Below are 15,053 nucleotides of genomic sequence, written 5' to 3'. Positions count from 1 at the left end.
CTGATAGGCCAGATTCCTGAAGGCCGATGTCAGACCTCCAGGATTTCCTGTTCCTTTTTCTTGATCACGTCGTCGATTTTCTGCACATAGTTGTCGGTCAGTTTCTGGGTGTCCTGTTCCGCTTTCCGGAGCTCATCTTCGGTCAGCTTGCTGTCTTTCTGCAGTTTCTTCAATTCTTCGTTGGCGTCCCGGCGAAATCCGCGGATTTGCACCTTCGCGTCCTCTCCGTGCTTTTTGCAAATCTTGCCGAGTTCTTTCCGGCGCTCTTCGGTGAGCGGCGGGAGGGGGACGCGGATCAGCTTGCCGTCATTCGAGGGATTGACGCCGAGTCCAGAATTGGAGATCGCTTTTTCGATTTCTTTAATGAGCTGGGGCTCCCACGGCTGGATCGTGATGAGCCTGGCTTCCGGCGTGGAAATGTTCGAGACTTGCTTGAGGGGGGTCATGGTGCCGTAGTAGTCCACCCGCACGCCGTCGAGGAGGGCCACCGAGGCGCGGCCGGTGCGCAGCCCCGCCAGATCACGCTTCAGATGTTCCAGGGCATGGTCCATTTTTTCGGTCAGTTTCTGGTGAATGGGGCCGGCGTTGGACATGACATCACTCCATGCAATGGGCTAGCGCGGGCTGGTCGTCACCAAAGTGCCGATCGGTTCGCCGAGCGCAACCCGTTTGAAGTTTCCTTTTTCTTTCAGATTGAACACGATCAGCGGCAGCTGGTTGTCCATGCAGAGGCTGATCGCCGTAGCGTCCATGACCTTGAGGTTCTGGTTCAAAATGGAGAGGAACGGGATCTCTGTGTATTTCTTGGCGGACGGATTTTTCACCGGATCGGCATCGTAAATTCCGTCAACCTTGGTCCCTTTCATGATGACTTGCGCCCCGATTTCCATGGCGCGGAGGGCCGCGGCGGTATCGGTCGAGAAGTAGGGATTGCCGGTGCCGCCGGCGAAGATGACGACGCGCTTTTTCTCCAGATGCCGGATGGCCCGCCGGCGGATATAGCCTTCCGCGAGCTGGCGCATTTCAATCGCCGATTGCACTCTGGTAATGATGCCCAGGCGTTCCAGGGCGTTCTGAAGGGCCAGGGCGTTCATGACGGTGGCCAGCATGCCCATGTAGTCGGCTGACGCTCGTTCCATGCCGGATGCGCTGGCGGCCAGGCCGCGGAAGATGTTGCCTCCGCCGATCACCACGGCGACTTGAATGTCGAGCGCGACGACGGAGGCAATTTCTTCGGCCAAGCCTTCGAGGATGGAGGGCTGAATACCATATCCCTGCTCACCGGCCAACATCTCCCCGCTGACTTTCAGAAGGAGGCGCCGGTATTTCGCAGAGCTCATGCTTCGCCTAGTTGATAGCGGGTGAAACGCCTGATGTTCATGTTCTCGCCAATCTTGGAGATCTTTTGCGAGAGCAGATCCTTGATGGTGACGGCGGGATCCTTGATGAACGACTGCTCCATCAGGCAGCTTTCCTGATAGAACTTTTCCAATTTGCCTTCCACGATTTTGGGCCAGGCCGCCGGGGGCTTCCCCAGTTCCTTCGCCTGTCCTTCGTAGATCTCCTTCTCTTTTGCGACGAGATCCGCGGGGATGTCCTCACGCTTCACATAGGACGGCTTGGCGGCGGCAATCTGGAGGGCCAGATCGTTGACAAAGGCTTTGAATTCCTCATTGCGCGCGACGAAGTCCGTTTCGCAATTGACCTCGATGAGCACGCCGATTTTCCCGCCCATGTGGATATAGGCGTGGATCAACCCCTGATTCGTTTCCCGGCCGGCTTTCTTCGCGGCGGCGGCCAGGCCTTTTTGACGGAGATAGTCGACGGCTTTATCGATATCGTTGCCGTTTTCTGTGAGCGCTTTTTGGCAATCGAGAATGCCTGCGCCGGTCTTTTCCCGGAGTTCTTTCACTAACTGACTTGATCCTGCCATGATCCAATATCCTTACCGTTATGATGAACAAATCGTCTGCACTGCCACGTATCGGCGATTAGGATGCGGGGGCACCCTGTGCGCTCAAGGCCGCCTGCTTGTCGGCTCCTGCCGGCGCGGCCTGGAAATCGGCTTCTTCCCGCTGCGACTTCAGATGCGCGCCCTCGATGCAGGCGTCCGCAATTTTTGACGTGATGAGCTTGATCGAGCGAATGGCGTCATCGTTCCCGGGAATCGGGTAGGTGATGTGATCGGGATCGCAGTTGCTGTCCAGGATAGCGATGACCGGAATGCCCAAGCGGGTCGCTTCCTGAACCGCGATGTGCTCGATTCTCGTATCGAGGATGAACACGGCGCCGGGGACGCCCCGCATGGTCTTAATGCCCGACAGATACTTTTGCAGCTTGACGATGTCCTTCTGCATCAGAAGGATTTCCTTCTTCTTCAGGCCGTGCTCGCTGGGGTTCGCCAGGATGGCTTCCATCTTCTTCATTTTTTCGATGCTGAGCCGAATGGTCTTGAAGTTCGTCAGCATGCCGCCCAGCCACCGCTGGTTCACGAAAAACATGTTGGCGCGCTTGGCTTCTTCTTCAAGAATTTCAGCGGCCTGCCGCTTGGTGCCGACAAAGAGGACGGATTCGCCTGCGGCGACGGTATCCCGGACGAAGGCATAGGCTTGCTCCATCCGCGTCAGCGTCTGCTGCAAGTCGATGATGTAGATCCCGTTGCGTTCGCCGAAGAGAAAGCGCTTCATCTTCGGATTCCACCGGTTCGTCTGGTGTCCGAAGTGCACCCCTGCTTCCAATAATTCCTTAATCGCGACCACTCCCATGCCTTCACCTCCCCTCAGGGCTTGCAGAACACCCATGACCGATCATGGGTGAGGGGGACTGGCCCCCTTGTCTCAAGCCAAGCAGCGTCCATGCGCTGATGTGGATTTTGATAAGAATCCGGTTCAAGCACAAAGCTCGACACCGGGCTGTCTTGTATAACCCGTAAAGCCTCGGCACGCTATCATAGTCACGGCTGGTTTTCAAGCCACCGGCTTGAATTCCATTTTAGGATCGATAGCTTGCGTTGATCCTGACATAGTCGTAGGACAGGTCGGTGGTCCACATGTGGGATGAGGCGGAACCCTGTCCCAGCCGCACACGAATGGTGAATTCCTTCTTCTTGAAGACCTTGGCAATGCGCCGTTCGGCGGCCAGGCCCACGCCCATGCCTCGCTGCACCATGAGGACATTGTCAAAATGGACGCTGACTTTGCTCTGCTCAATCGGAACACCGGCCCGGCCGATAGCACCCATGACCCGCCCCCAGTTGGCATCTTCGCCGAAGAGGGCGGTCTTCACCAGATTGGATGTGGCGATGGTTTGCGCCACCTGCCTGGCGTCCGCTGGTGTTTTGGCCCCGTCGACCGCGATTTTGACGACTTTGGTGACCCCTTCTCCGTCGCGGCAAATGGAGAGGGCCAGGGTCTGAGACACGGCTGTCAACAGGGCGACAAACTGCCGATAGGCTGCTGTGCCGTAGGTAATCGTCTTATTTTTCGCCAGGCCATTGGCCAGGCAGAGCACGGTGTCGTTGGTGCTGGTGTCGCCGTCGACGCTGATGCAATTGAACGATTCGTTGACGGCGGATGCTAAGGCTCGCTGGAGCGCCGCCGGCGCAATGGCGGCGTCCGTCGTGAGATAGCCCAGCATCGTGGCCATATTGGGATGAATCATGCCGGATCCTTTGGCCATGCCGCCGATCGTCACGATCCGTCCGCCGATTGTTCCGCGCACTGCGCATTCTTTCGGGCGCAGGTCGGTTGTCAGGATCGCCTGGGCCGCCTTGTGCCCGCCTCTGGCGCTCAATTGAGCGAAGAGCATGGGAATGCCGGACTTCACGCAGTCGATGGGCAGGCGCCGGCCAATGACTCCGGTCGATCCGACAAAGACTTCGTGCGTGGGGATGTCCAGTCGCTGTGCCACCAGTTGGGCCATCGTGAGCGCAGCGGCCATTCCCGGCTTTCCGGTGCAGGCATTGGCATTGCCGCTGTTGACGAGAATGGCTCGTCCGATGCGCTGCTTCAGATGCTCGCGATCGAGGATGACTGGAGCGGCGGCCACCTGGTTTTTCGTGAAGACCCCGGCGATCGGTCCGCGTACGTCGGACACCAATAACGCCAGGTCAAGAATGGCAGGTTTTTTGATTCCGCAATGAATGCCAGCGGCTTGAAAGCCTTGCGGCGCGGTGACGCCTGTTGTGTGCGAGGATGTCGTCATGGTCAGCTCGGTATAGGTGATTGAGGTGATGATCGGGCTTGATGGCTTAGGGGTATGCACCCGGAGCCGTCAAGCCGGTTTCTTCGGCGATGCCCATCATGAGATTCATGGCTTGAATCGCTTGGCCCGCCGCGCCTTTGACCAGATTATCGACGGCTGCAACCGTGACGACCCACCCGGCCCGCTGATCGGCATAGACCCCGATATCGCAGTAGTTCGATCCCTTGATATACCGGGGGTTGGGCACGGACTCTTCATGCAGGCGGACAAACCGTTCGCCGCTGTAGAAGTCTCGGTAGAGCGCGCGCAAGTCCGGAAGGGACATCGGCTTGTGCAATTTGCAATAGGCCGTGCTCAGGATCCCTCGATTCATCGGGACGAGATGGGGTGTGAAGGCGATCGTCACGGCACCGGCGTTCCCTCCCGTTTTAGCCAGGAGGCCGGACAATTCCTGTTCGATTTCAGGAATGTGCCGGTGCTGGCCGATCTTGTAGGGCTCCAGCGATTCGTGGGCTTCGGGAAAGTGGTAGGGCAGGGCCGGACTGCGTCCTGCGCCTGAAATGCCGGACTTGGCGTCGATCACCACGGTGCCTGGCTGGACCAAGCCTTTCGCGAAGAGCGGGGCCAGCTGGAGGATGGCGGCCGTTGGATAGCAGCCGGGAGAGGCCACCAGCCGCGCCTTGGCGATCGCCTCGCGGTGCAGTTCCGGAAGTCCGTAGACCGCATCGTTCAGCATCTCGGGATGGGTATGCGGCGCCTGATACCACTGTTCGTAGGCCGTCACGTCTTTGAGCCGGTAATCGGCGCTGAGATCGACCACGAGCTTTCCAGCCTTCCGGCACAGCGCCACCGGGTCCTGCGATTTCGTGTGGGGAAGCGCCAGGAAGATGGCATCGGCGCGTTCTGCCAGTGCTTCTGGTGCCAAGGCTTCAAACGTATGCGATACCAGCCCGGCGAGGCTGGGGAAGACCGCCGCGACTTTCTGTCCGGATGATTTTTCCGACGTCACGGCGGTGATCTCGTAGGCCGGATGGGCGGCCGCGAGGCGAACCAGCTCTGCTCCGGCATAGCCGCTGGCTCCGGCAATTGCGACGCGAAGGGTTTTCGTCATGACGACCTGCTCATCAAGCTGGTGAAGTGTAAGAGGTGCCGCCAGGCATAAAAAAAGGGGAAGGCGAGAAGCCTTCCCCTTTCCGGATGTCGGCTTCGTTGTTTAGCGCTTGGAGTACTGGAAGCGCTTACGAGCACCCTTCTGACCGTACTTCTTCCGTTCCTTCACGCGTGAGTCGCGCGTCAAGAGGCCTTCTTTCTTCAAAGGCGTGCGGAAGGCCGGGGTCATGGTTACGAGGGCTCGCGCGATCGCATGGCGAAGGGCGCCGGCTTGGCCGGTCGGGCCGCCGCCGTAGACGGTCGCATTGATTGAGTATTTGCCCATCATGCCGGCCATTTCCAGCGGAAGCTGGATAATTTGCCGGAGGGTGAGCCGCGGGAAGGCCTTTTCAAGGGGCTTCTCGTTCACGGTGATGTCGCCCGCCGTGCCGGTAACCCAGGCCCGTGCGACCGCGCATTTACGTCTGCCTGTTGCGTACTGTGTGACCACTGCCATGCGATTACGCCTCCTTCTAACCTAATGCCTAGAGAGTAATAAGTTTGGGATCTTGAGCCTGGTGCGGGTGGTTGGGGCCCGCATAGACACGGAGTTTCTTGGCCATATGGTTGCCCAGGGGATTCTTCGGGAGCATGCCCTCGATCGCCCGGACCAGCAATTCCGTCGGGTCTTTTTGGAAAAGATGCTTGGCCGTGGTTGTCTTCAGTCCGCCCGGAAATCCGGAGTGATGGATGTACAGCTTGTCTTCCATCTTATTGCCGGTTAGATGCACCTTTTCGGCATTGATGATGACGACATGGTCGCCCATATCCACATTCGGCGTGAAGGTGGGGCGGTGCTTTCCTCTGAGAATGCTGGCAACCTTGGCCGCCAGGCGTCCCAATGTGTGGCCTTCGGCATTGACGAGGTGCCACTGTTCTTTGACGTCGGCTGGTTTTTCGAGATAGGTCATCATGGTCGTCTTCTACTCCTCGCAATAAGTCAAACTGCGTGTCCTAGACTTCTTGTGTGCCGATATTTTTTGTATCGAGCTTCGTCAGCCAGGCATCTAGGTGTTGCCCGCTGCGTCGTTTCCACACATCCGGTGTCGTGTAGATGGGGGCGTGGGTCCGAAGGGCCAGCGCGATGGCATCGCTTGGCCGGGCGTCGATCATCCGCTCGACCCCTTTATTTTCCAGGTAGACGGTCGCGTAGTACGTGCTGCTTTTCACATCGGTCAAGATGACCCGCTGGGTTTTGATGCCGAAGTGCTCCCCGAAGTTCTTGATCAAGTCATGGCTCATCGGGCGCGGCGGGAGTGTCGAATCCAGGGCGCGGCGGATGGAGTCGCCTTCCGGTGCACCGACCCAGATCATGAAGGTTTCGGTTTCGTCGGGTCTCGTGAGCACCACGATTCTCGTGTCGGTATTGGAGTCCTCGACCACGCGATTCACCGTGAGCGGGATCAGGTCGTCGAGAGAATAGTGTGGCGTGGTGGTCATGATCAATGTCGTCGCGGCTACGAGTCCAGCTTGCCGAAATCTTCCGGTTTGAGGTTCTCCAGCCATTGCTCCAGTTCTTCCGAGCTTTGTTTGCGAATGACCGAATCGCTGGCGAAAATCGGGGCATCGGACCGGATGGCGAGCGCGATGGCGTCACTCGGCCTGGAATCGATGGCGTATTCGGAATCTTCGTACATCAAATGGACTTTGGCAAAATAGGTATGTTCGTTCAAGTCCGTAATAACGGTGCTGATCACTTTCGCGTTATAGGCGTCCAAAAAGGATTTCATGAAATCGTGCGTCATCGGACGTGGCGGCGCCACATTTTCCAGCGCCAGGCTAATGGCGCTGGCCTCTGACTTGCCAACCCAAATCGGCAGCATCTCCGCCTGATCTTCATCGCGAAGGACAACTATATAGGCGTTGTTGTAGGGGTCGAACATCAACCCCTTTACGTGCATTTGGGTAATCATGGCAAAATTCACCGCGCTCTCGGTCAATTGATGCAACAGAGAACGGAGGAGAATGGAGGAATCTAGCACTTCATTAACAGTCCTGTCAACGAAGTTGGCGACAAGACTGAAGAATCACTGGCCTCGTCTCGGCCGGGTTTGCAGCGACGCGAGGCTGATGGCGTGTGACGACACTATTTGATTCGGTTGCCGGCTGCGCTCATTGGCCCTGCGGCCGGAAGTTTTCGGCAATCTTTGACGTATCCGCCTGCTCGCCCAGCTTCAGGAAGGCCTTCATCTGTTTGCGCACGAGCTCGCGTCCGCTTTCGTCGCCCAGGTTGACCTGGTACTCATTGATGACCATCACTCTCATTCCTTCCCATTTCTTCCAGCAGCTCGTGCAGACTTTGGCTTTAATTTCGGTTTCGAGTTTGCCAAGGAAGAGAGGGGCGGTAATGGCTTCGCCGGTTTGTCCGCAGGTAATGCATGCTACGTCTGCCATGAATGTATCGGGCTCCTTCTCAGTGTGGTGAATCGATTGTGGTTCGTTCAGCGTGGCCTTGTGTGATGATGAAAACAGAGCGAAAAGAATTCGATGGCCATCTTAGCATTCAATTTCCGATGAAGAAAAGAGGCTTGCATGATTGACCCCGGTGATTGGTCGTGATAGAAGAATTCCCGCGCTATTCCATTCGCTGGGACGAGCCCGGATGGCGGAACTGGCAGACGCGCCGGACTCAAAATCCGGTTCTCGCAAGAGAGTGGGAGTTCGACCCTCCCTCTGGGCACCACCAGATAATACGATGGAAGGCGTGGGTACTTCATGAAGTTGGTTTTGCTGTCGAGTGTGCTAACGACTCAATTTATTGGGGGGAGCCCACTTGACAGGCCCTGGATATTGGCCTATAGTGCGCCCGTTCATTAAAAAAGACTCATGCACACGGTTATTCAAGGAATCTCGTTGTTCATCACCATCATCCCTACACTTCATCATTTAACTCACAAGGAGGCAGCACATGCGTAAGGTGTTGGCACTAGGAGCTGCGGTTATCATCGTAGGCTCTGTGAGTGTTGCAGTGGCTCAAGAGCGGCTGCAGCAGTCATCTGGTGGGTCTGCTATGGGCGTTGGCACCGGAGTCGGCGACGTGTCCGGAAGCGCGAATCGTGTTTCAGCTTTTGATCGGAACAGCTTCCTTGATCGGCTCTCTCAGCCAGAGACGATTTATGGTCGCGTGTTGGCGATCGATTTGCCTGGCGGGAAGTTGCACCTGGAAACGGGCGGAAGCTCGCATGACGAAGGGCGCGCTGGTGCCGGGTCAATGAATTCCCTTATTGTGTTTCTTGACGACAAGACCAACATGGATCAGCTCAAGACGATCAACTCTGGCGATGATGTTACATTGCAGGTGGTCGAAGCGACGTCCAATGCCCAGCAGTTTGGAGTGGGCCGGAAGCTTGTTCGTGAAATAACCGTGCTTCGCGGCAACGAGAAGCTTGCCGGCTTCGGTGGATTGGGCCAGCGCCCGAATCCTTCGACCGAGCGTGCGATTGAAACCAACAGCGGCAGCACCACCGGCGGCGTGGCTGGGGCAGTGCTTCCCGGCCAAGTCAAGGGCACTGTCGATACCGGCATCAGTGAGTTCACCGGTGCGGCTCCCTGCTGGAACTGCGAACCGCAGCCAGGCTGGGGTTATGGTTCTTCGAACAAGTCTGACTATGGGACAGATGCAGCCAAGCCCAATCTCGTAAAGGGGCTGAACTAGATCTGAATCCTGCATTCGTTTTTGGAAAGGGGCAGCTTCGGCTGCCCCTTTTTATTTTGAGGCGTGAAAGTCATGACTCCTTGTCGACTGCATGCCTTGTTTGGTAGGCTGATTCGCGAGTTCAGTACGATCCTCCTTATTCAATGGGCGAATATCGAAGGTGAGCGATGGATGAGCTACGGCAATCGGAATTGGCGTCAACGTCGGATGCTGAGCTTGATCTGCGTGGGGTGATTTGTCCCTATAATTTCGTCAAGACAAAGCTCAAGCTGGAAACGATGAGTGAGGGGCAAGTGTTGTCGGTCTTGCTCGACGATGGAGATCCCATCAGGAATGTTCCGCGAAGCGTGGAGAATGAGGGGCACACGGTGCTCATTCAAGAGCGCGTTGAGCAGGCATTTCGAGTACTGATTCGCCGGGAGGAGACCGACTAGCGAGTCAGGTGTTTGCGTGCGGCCGCTCTCTGCTTCTTTCCCGCTGGTTGCTCTCCCAGGATGATCGTCACGGCTTCTGGCGGATTCATCTCTTGAATCATTGCGCATATCTTCGGTGCGGTCCCTCTGAGAATCAGTTCTCGTGGCGTTGTAAGGTCGCAGGCCACGGTCATGGGCCGGTTCGGATTGAGTTGGGCGAGTGTTCCTACGGCAGCCGGCAGGGACTGTGATGGGCAGAAGAAGATGCTGGGCCCGGTGTGAGTGAGGATGGAGGCGAGCCATTGTTTGAGGGGGCCTGCGCCATCCGGAAGCTGCCCGTGGAAATAAAAGGCATCTCCAGGCCAGCCGGATGCGGCCATCGCGGCCGTGACCGCCGAAGGACCGGGCACTGATTGTACGGGGAGGTGTTGACGGTGTGCGGCGTCGACCAGGAGAGAACCGGGGTCGGATATGACGGGAGAACCGCAATCCGAGACGAAGGCCACATTGTTTCCTTGCCGGAGCCGATCAAGAAGGACGGAGATTTTTTCCTGTAGATGCCTGGGGCCGTAGCTTGTCAGATTGGCCGAGAGGCCGTGGTGCTGCAGGAGGATTTGTGTGGCGGCCGGGTCCTCGGATGCCACGATGTCGGCGCGGCGGAGAGTCTGGAGCGCACGGACGGTGATGTCGTCGGGATGTCCGATGGGAACGCCGACGATAAACAGGATTCCTGGCTGCTGACGTGGCCTGTTCTTTTCCACCATGGGACTCGTGTTTGGTTGACTCCCTTCTCGTCGCATCGTTATAATTTCCCGCTAATCCCGCAATATACGGTCTGAAATCTGTCGAGAGTGAGGGAAGACCCATATGGCAGTCGTCTGCTTCATGGTGACAATGGGGATCTATTTCATTGCCACCATTTCGTTTCTTGCCTATCTTCTCCGACGCTCTGAGGCCTTGTCAAAGGTGTCGCTTGGGATTACCGCGGCCGGATTCGTGGTGCATACCATTGCGCTAGTGGCGCGGATGTTCGCGAGTTCAGCTCCGTCTCCGCCCAGCGTCCATGAGGCGCTGTCCTTTTTCTCCTGGATGCTGATCCTTGTGTTTTTGGCCGTCGAATTCCGCCATCGCATCCATGTGCTGGGATCGTTCATCGTGCCGCTGGCGCTGGTTTCGCTCGTTTCCGCCGCCGCGCTGCCGGATACCGTTCCCACCTTGCAGCCGGTCTTTCGGACGTTGTGGCTGCATGTCACGCTGAGCATGTTAGGGACTGTCGGCTTTGCCATCGCGTTCGTCGCGGGTGTGATGTATCTCATTCAGGACCGCCTTCTCAAGTCGAAGCGATTCAATGTGTTGTATGCCAAGCTGCCGGCCCTGGATTTTTTGGATCACCTTAATCAGCAGTCCATTGTCATGGGGTTTCCGCTGCTGACGCTCGGCATCGTCACTGGCGCGATTTCGGCTGAGTTTGCCAAGGGGGCGTATCTGAGCTGGAATCCTGAGCAGACCTGGGCCTTGGTCACATGGCTGTTTTATTTCGTGGTGCTGCTGGGACGGTTGACGGTGGGCTGGCGTGCCAAGCGGGCGGCCTATTTGACCGTGATTGGATTTGCCGGAGTTATTTTGACGTTGGTGGGAGTGGTGCTCAAGAGCTACGGGACGGTGTCGTGAGATGCATCTGATTGTCGTCGGGCTCAGCCACAAGACCGCTCCGGTCGAGATTCGTGAAAAACTCGCGGTGCCGGAAAGCCGGATCGGCGAAGCCTTGAACCGCCTGTGCACCTATCAGGGCGTGAAGGAAGGGCTGCTGTTGTCCACCTGCAACCGGGTTGAAGTCTACTCGGTGGTGGACGATATCGATCACGGCTACGGGCGGATTCAAGAATTTCTTGCCGATACCCATCTGTCATTGTCCTCGGAGCAGCTGACGCCGCATTTGTATTGGCATACCGGCGATCGGGCTATCGCGCATTTGTTCAGAGTCGCCGCCAGTCTGGATTCGATGATTATCGGCGAGTCTCAGATTCTGGGCCAGTTGAAAGACGCGTTTGAAGTGGCGCTGGCGCACAAGACGACCGGCGTGATCATGAACAAGGTCGTGAAAAAAGCCATTTCGGTGGCCAAGCGCGTCCGTACCGAAACGAAAATCGCCGAGATGGCCGTGTCGGTGAGCTATGCGGCGGTCGAACTGGCCAAGAAGATTTTTTCGGACCTTGCCCAGCGGACTGTGCTGTTGGTCGGCGCAGGAGAAATGGCGAAGCTGGCGGCCCAGCATCTCATTGCCCAGGGGGTCGGACAGGTTCGGATTACGACCCGCACGCCGCAGCACGCGGTTGAGCTGGCGGAGCAATTTGGCGGGACTCCGGTGCCATTCGAGCAGTTCAAGGATGATATGGCGTCGGCGGATATCGTCCTGGTCTCCACCGGGGCCTCGCACTATCTGATCAGCGCCGACGATGTGCAGCGGGCCGTCAACGTGCGCCGGAACCGGCCTATGTTCCTCATCGATATTTCGGTGCCCCGCAACATCGATCCCGCGGTACGCCATGTGGACAACGCCTTCTTATTCGATATTGACGATCTCAAGCAGCGGGTCGAGCAGAATCGCGCCGAGCGTCTGCAGGAAGCGGAAAAGGCCGAGCGGATGGTGGTCGAAGAGGTCGGCGTGGTGCTGGAGTGGATGAAATCACTTGAGGTCACGCCGACGATTGTGGCCTTGAAGAATCGGGCCGACGACATCAAGCGGAGCGAGGTGGAGAAAACCATGAGCCGTCTGGCTCATCTCTCCGCGCAGGATCGCGAGATCGTCGAAGGGCTTGCCTCCGCCATCGTGAACAAGCTGATTCACAATACGATGGTGACGCTGAAATCCGAAGTCAATTCATCGAGCGGGGCGGCGTTTGTCGAGGCGGCCCGCCGCTTCTACAGCTTGGACAGCCAGCCGCCAGCCGAGGCTCGGAGCGGTGAGGCCGCAAGCCAGCCGGATCCTCAATCGCAGGAGTTGCCGGGCGAAGAGGCCGCGTCTCACACCGCCAGCCGCAAACGAACGAGCTAATCGCAGAGTCAGTTCACGATAACGATGGGGGCATGAAGGGTGGCGATATCAACCGGTCAACGATCCACATTGGTGTTGGGAACGAGAGCGAGCAAGCTGGCGCTGCAGCAGAGCGAAATGTTTCAGGCGCGAGTGCAGGAAGCGGCCCCAGGGGTGACGGTCACGTTGAAGCGCATTCAAACATCCGGCGACAAGATCGTCGATGTGCCGCTGGCGAAAATCGGCGGCAAGGGGCTGTTTGTAAAGGAAATCGAGGATGCGCTGCTCAACGGCGAGATCGATTTTGCCGTGCACAGCATGAAAGATGTGCCGACGCAGTTGCCGGAAGGGCTGGAGATCCTCTGTGTGCCGCAGCGCGAGGATGCGCGTGACGCCCTGATCAGTCGCGAGGGGCGCCTGTTCAAGGATCTGCCGTCTGGCGCGCGGGTTGGGACGAGCAGCTTGCGGCGGCAGTCGCAGTTCCTCCATGCGCGGCCGGATTTGCGGATCGACATGTTGCGCGGGAATCTCGACACCCGCTTGAGGAAATTGAAAGAGGGGCAATTCGACGCCATTGTGCTGGCTGCCGCCGGGCTGCGGCGGTTGGGTTGGACGCAGGAAATTACCGAATACCTGGATCCGCAGCTCAGTCTTCCGGCCATCGGCCAAGGGGCCTTGGGCATCGAGGGACGGTCGAACGATGGTTTCGTGCGAGACATTCTGAGCCGGCTCAATCATCCGCCGACCAGGGTGGCGGTCACCGCTGAACGGGCGTTGCTCCATCGATTGGAAGGCGGGTGCCAGGTGCCGATTGCAGCCTATGCGACTCTGGCCGGTGATGAGATTCAGATGGAGGGGCTGGTGGCGAGCGTGGACGGCAAGACCATTATTCGCGAGGCGATCCGAGGCAGGATCGCCGAGGCCCAGGCCTTGGGCACACAGCTGGCAGAGCGGTTGTTATTGCGGGGGGCGGACAGCATTCTCCGCGCGATTTACGGAGCGGCCTAGGGTGAAGAAGACACGGCACGGCATCGTGTATTTGGTCGGGGCAGGGCCTGGTGACCCGAAGCTGCTGACCCTGCGCGGGAAGGAATGTCTCGAGCTGGCCGATGTCGTGGTGTACGATTATCTCGCGAATCCTGCCTTGCTCTCTCATGCTCCGGTTCAGGCGGAACGGGTGTATGTGGGGCGGCGGGGAACAGGACAGTATCAGGCGCAGGATGCAATCAATCGCCGGCTGGTTGAGGCGGCGCAGCAGGGCCGCATCGTGGTGCGGCTGAAGGGCGGCGATCCGTTCGTGTTCGGCCGAGGCGGAGAAGAGGCCGAAGCGCTCGCGGCGGCCGGGGTGGCATTTGAAGTGGTGCCGGGTGTGACGGCCGCCGTGGCGGCTCCTGCCTATGCCGGCATTCCAGTGACCCATCGGACGATGGCGTCCACGGTGACCTTTGTGACGGGTCACGAAGATCCGGACAAGAAACGCTCGGCGATTGAGTGGCCGAAGCTGGCCAGCAGTCATGGCACGCTCGTCTTCCTGATGGGGATGAAGAATCTTCCTTCGATCGTGGCAAACCTGATGGCGGAAGGGCGTCCTGCCACAACGCCGGTGGCGCTCATTCGCTGGGGAACCAGGCCGACGCAGATCACGGTGGTGGGGACCTTGTCGGATATCGCCGAGAAGGCCGCCCGGGCGCATCTGGAACCGCCGACGGTGATTGTGGTCGGCGAAGTCGTGCGGTTGCGCGAGCAGTTGAACTGGTTCGAACGCCGTCCGCTTTTTGGGAAGCGCGTGCTGATGACGCGGGCGAAAGAGCAGGCTGCGGAGCTGGCGAATCTCCTCGCGGCCCAGGGGGCGGAGCCGGTTGAAGCGCCGACCATTCAGATCGTCGATCCCAAAGACTGGATACAAGTCGATCAGGCGATTGACCGCCTGGAGACGTATGAATGGGTCATCTTGACGAGCGTGAACGGCGTCGCGCGCTTTATGAAGCGGTGTTGGGGGAAAGGGCGTGATGCGCGCAGTTTTGCCGGCCGCCGGATCTGTTGTATCGGTCCGCGCACGGCAGAGGAACTGGCGAAATATGGGATCACCGCCGATGTGGTGCCGGCCGAGTTTCAAGCGGAGGGCCTGTTGGCCGCATTGGCTGGAACCGATCTGGCGCGCTGTCGCATGCTCATCCCGCGCGCGGAAGTCGCCCGGGAGCTGCTGCCCGATGAATTGCGTGCCCGCGGAGCCACGGTGGATGTCGTTCCGGTCTATCGAACCGAGATGCCCCGGGATGCCGTGGAGGGTTGGCGGCGGCAGTTGGAAGACCGGCAGATCGATGCCATTACGTTTACGAGTTCGTCGACAGTGCGCAATTGCATGGAGCTGTTGGGGGGTGAAGCCCAGGCCCGCCTCCTGTTACAATCGGTGGCGGTGGCCTGCATCGGTCCGATCACCGCGCAGACGGCGCGCGAGTCGGGGCTGACGGTGGCGATCATGCCGGAAGAGAATACGATGCCGGCGTTGGTAGAGGTGATGGCACAGTATTTTAGAGGAGGCGTCCGGGTCGCCACGGCGACGGGGCGTTCGTAATGCGAAGTCGGTGGATAGATGAAT

The 15,053-nt window shown here is 58.4% G+C and carries 18 protein-coding genes and 1 tRNA gene; 7 read left to right on the top strand and 12 right to left on the bottom strand.

From position 1 onward, the window contains the following. Positions 1-29: 29 nt before the first annotated feature. From frr to RI101_07975, 11 genes are all read right to left on the bottom strand, one after another. Positions 30-593, bottom strand: a complete 564-nt coding sequence (gene frr / locus RI101_08025; protein ID MEC4889994.1) for a ribosome recycling factor — start codon at positions 591-593, stop codon at positions 30-32. A 21-nt stretch (positions 594-614) separates the two neighbouring features. Beyond that, positions 615-1,340 (bottom strand): UMP kinase, encoded by a 726-nt coding sequence (gene pyrH / locus RI101_08020; GenBank protein MEC4889993.1) that lies wholly within the window; start codon positions 1,338-1,340, stop codon positions 615-617. Further along, entirely contained in the window at positions 1,337-1,933 is a 597-nt protein-coding gene (gene tsf / locus RI101_08015) for a translation elongation factor Ts (protein MEC4889992.1), read from the bottom strand. The genes pyrH and tsf overlap by 4 nt, the downstream gene beginning before the upstream one ends. Positions 1,934-1,991: 58 nt before the next feature. Beyond that, positions 1,992-2,765, bottom strand: a complete 774-nt coding sequence (gene rpsB / locus RI101_08010) for a 30S ribosomal protein S2 (protein ID MEC4889991.1) — start codon at positions 2,763-2,765, stop codon at positions 1,992-1,994. Between the two features lie 226 nt (positions 2,766-2,991). Continuing rightward, positions 2,992-4,203, bottom strand: a complete 1,212-nt coding sequence (gene argJ, locus RI101_08005) for a bifunctional glutamate N-acetyltransferase/amino-acid acetyltransferase ArgJ (protein MEC4889990.1) — start codon at positions 4,201-4,203, stop codon at positions 2,992-2,994. Positions 4,204-4,249: 46 nt separating this feature from the next. Then, positions 4,250-5,314, bottom strand: coding sequence for an N-acetyl-gamma-glutamyl-phosphate reductase (gene argC / locus RI101_08000; protein ID MEC4889989.1), 1,065 nt, complete (start codon positions 5,312-5,314; stop codon positions 4,250-4,252). 102 nt (positions 5,315-5,416) lie between these two features. Continuing rightward, positions 5,417-5,809, bottom strand: coding sequence for a 30S ribosomal protein S9 (rpsI, locus tag RI101_07995; protein ID MEC4889988.1), 393 nt, complete (start codon positions 5,807-5,809; stop codon positions 5,417-5,419). A gap of 28 nt (positions 5,810-5,837) precedes the next feature. Then, complete coding sequence (gene rplM / locus RI101_07990; GenBank protein ID MEC4889987.1) at positions 5,838-6,266, bottom strand: 50S ribosomal protein L13; 429 nt, start codon at positions 6,264-6,266, stop codon at positions 5,838-5,840. Between the two features lie 40 nt (positions 6,267-6,306). After that, positions 6,307-6,792 (bottom strand): bifunctional nuclease family protein, encoded by a 486-nt coding sequence (locus RI101_07985; protein MEC4889986.1) that lies wholly within the window; start codon positions 6,790-6,792, stop codon positions 6,307-6,309. A gap of 17 nt (positions 6,793-6,809) precedes the next feature. Then, entirely contained in the window at positions 6,810-7,265 is a 456-nt protein-coding gene (locus tag RI101_07980; protein ID MEC4889985.1) for a bifunctional nuclease family protein, read from the bottom strand. Between the two features lie 199 nt (positions 7,266-7,464). Continuing rightward, positions 7,465-7,746: a Fe(2+)-trafficking protein gene (locus RI101_07975; protein MEC4889984.1), complete on the bottom strand. Its 282-nt coding sequence runs from the start codon at positions 7,744-7,746 to the stop codon at positions 7,465-7,467. A gap of 202 nt (positions 7,747-7,948) precedes the next feature. Here RI101_07975 and RI101_07970 point away from each other — a divergent pair. From RI101_07970 to RI101_07960, 3 genes are all read left to right on the top strand, one after another. After that, positions 7,949-8,035 (top strand) — tRNA-Leu (locus RI101_07970). A 225-nt stretch (positions 8,036-8,260) separates the two neighbouring features. Beyond that, positions 8,261-9,007 (top strand): hypothetical protein, encoded by a 747-nt coding sequence (locus RI101_07965; protein MEC4889983.1) that lies wholly within the window; start codon positions 8,261-8,263, stop codon positions 9,005-9,007. A gap of 167 nt (positions 9,008-9,174) precedes the next feature. Continuing rightward, positions 9,175-9,441 carry a sulfurtransferase TusA family protein gene (locus RI101_07960; GenBank protein ID MEC4889982.1) on the top strand — a complete coding sequence of 89 codons (267 nt, stop codon included), beginning with the start codon at positions 9,175-9,177 and terminating at the stop codon, positions 9,439-9,441. On the opposite strand, the gene RI101_07955 is transcribed toward RI101_07960, so the two are convergent. After that, positions 9,438-10,184, bottom strand: a complete 747-nt coding sequence (locus RI101_07955; protein MEC4889981.1) for a ribosomal RNA small subunit methyltransferase I — start codon at positions 10,182-10,184, stop codon at positions 9,438-9,440. The genes RI101_07960 and RI101_07955 overlap by 4 nt on opposite strands. Before the next feature lie 103 nt (positions 10,185-10,287). On the opposite strand from RI101_07955, the gene ccsA reads away from it, so the two are divergent. Genes ccsA through cobA form a run of 4 tightly spaced genes read left to right on the top strand, consistent with a single transcriptional unit; the run spans position 10,288 to position 15,029 of the window. Then, on the top strand, positions 10,288-11,091 hold the full coding sequence (gene ccsA / locus RI101_07950; protein ID MEC4889980.1) for a cytochrome c biogenesis protein CcsA: 804 nt from the start codon (positions 10,288-10,290) through the stop codon (positions 11,089-11,091). Between the two features lies 1 nt (position 11,092). Next, positions 11,093-12,475 (top strand): glutamyl-tRNA reductase, encoded by a 1,383-nt coding sequence (gene hemA / locus RI101_07945; GenBank protein ID MEC4889979.1) that lies wholly within the window; start codon positions 11,093-11,095, stop codon positions 12,473-12,475. A gap of 39 nt (positions 12,476-12,514) precedes the next feature. Next, complete coding sequence (hemC, locus tag RI101_07940) at positions 12,515-13,462, top strand: hydroxymethylbilane synthase (protein MEC4889978.1); 948 nt, start codon at positions 12,515-12,517, stop codon at positions 13,460-13,462. 1 nt (position 13,463) lies between these two features. Next, complete coding sequence (cobA, locus tag RI101_07935; protein MEC4889977.1) at positions 13,464-15,029, top strand: uroporphyrinogen-III C-methyltransferase; 1,566 nt, start codon at positions 13,464-13,466, stop codon at positions 15,027-15,029. The last annotated feature ends 24 nt before the right edge of the window (positions 15,030-15,053 follow it).

Origin of the sequence: Nitrospira sp., assembly GCA_035968315.1 — a bacterium.
Classification (GTDB): Bacteria; Nitrospirota; Nitrospiria; order Nitrospirales; family Nitrospiraceae; genus Nitrospira_D.
The sequence above is the reverse complement of the archived record's forward strand: the minus strand, read 5'-3'. Positions and strand labels throughout refer to the sequence as shown.

Coding starts and splice junctions, on each gene's coding strand:
- rplM (MEC4889987.1), bottom strand. CDS start 6,266: ATGATGACCTATCTCGAAAAACCAGCCGACGTCAAAGAACAGTGGCAC.
- rpsI (MEC4889988.1), bottom strand. CDS start 5,809: ATGGCAGTGGTCACACAGTACGCAACAGGCAGACGTAAATGCGCGGTC.
- argJ (MEC4889990.1), bottom strand. CDS start 4,203: ATGACGACATCCTCGCACACAACAGGCGTCACCGCGCCGCAAGGCTTT.
- pyrH (MEC4889993.1), bottom strand. CDS start 1,340: ATGAGCTCTGCGAAATACCGGCGCCTCCTTCTGAAAGTCAGCGGGGAG.
- RI101_07975 (MEC4889984.1), bottom strand. CDS start 7,746: ATGGCAGACGTAGCATGCATTACCTGCGGACAAACCGGCGAAGCCATT.
- RI101_07955 (MEC4889981.1), bottom strand. CDS start 10,184: ATGGTGGAAAAGAACAGGCCACGTCAGCAGCCAGGAATCCTGTTTATC.
- frr (MEC4889994.1), bottom strand. CDS start 593: ATGTCCAACGCCGGCCCCATTCACCAGAAACTGACCGAAAAAATGGAC.
- RI101_07960 (MEC4889982.1), top strand. CDS start 9,175: ATGGATGAGCTACGGCAATCGGAATTGGCGTCAACGTCGGATGCTGAG.
- hemA (MEC4889979.1), top strand. CDS start 11,093: ATGCATCTGATTGTCGTCGGGCTCAGCCACAAGACCGCTCCGGTCGAG.
- ccsA (MEC4889980.1), top strand. CDS start 10,288: ATGGCAGTCGTCTGCTTCATGGTGACAATGGGGATCTATTTCATTGCC.
- argC (MEC4889989.1), bottom strand. CDS start 5,314: ATGACGAAAACCCTTCGCGTCGCAATTGCCGGAGCCAGCGGCTATGCC.
- RI101_07985 (MEC4889986.1), bottom strand. CDS start 6,792: ATGACCACCACGCCACACTATTCTCTCGACGACCTGATCCCGCTCACG.
- RI101_07980 (MEC4889985.1), bottom strand. CDS start 7,265: ATGATTACCCAAATGCACGTAAAGGGGTTGATGTTCGACCCCTACAAC.
- rpsB (MEC4889991.1), bottom strand. CDS start 2,765: ATGGGAGTGGTCGCGATTAAGGAATTATTGGAAGCAGGGGTGCACTTC.
- RI101_07965 (MEC4889983.1), top strand. CDS start 8,261: ATGCGTAAGGTGTTGGCACTAGGAGCTGCGGTTATCATCGTAGGCTCT.
- tsf (MEC4889992.1), bottom strand. CDS start 1,933: ATGGCAGGATCAAGTCAGTTAGTGAAAGAACTCCGGGAAAAGACCGGC.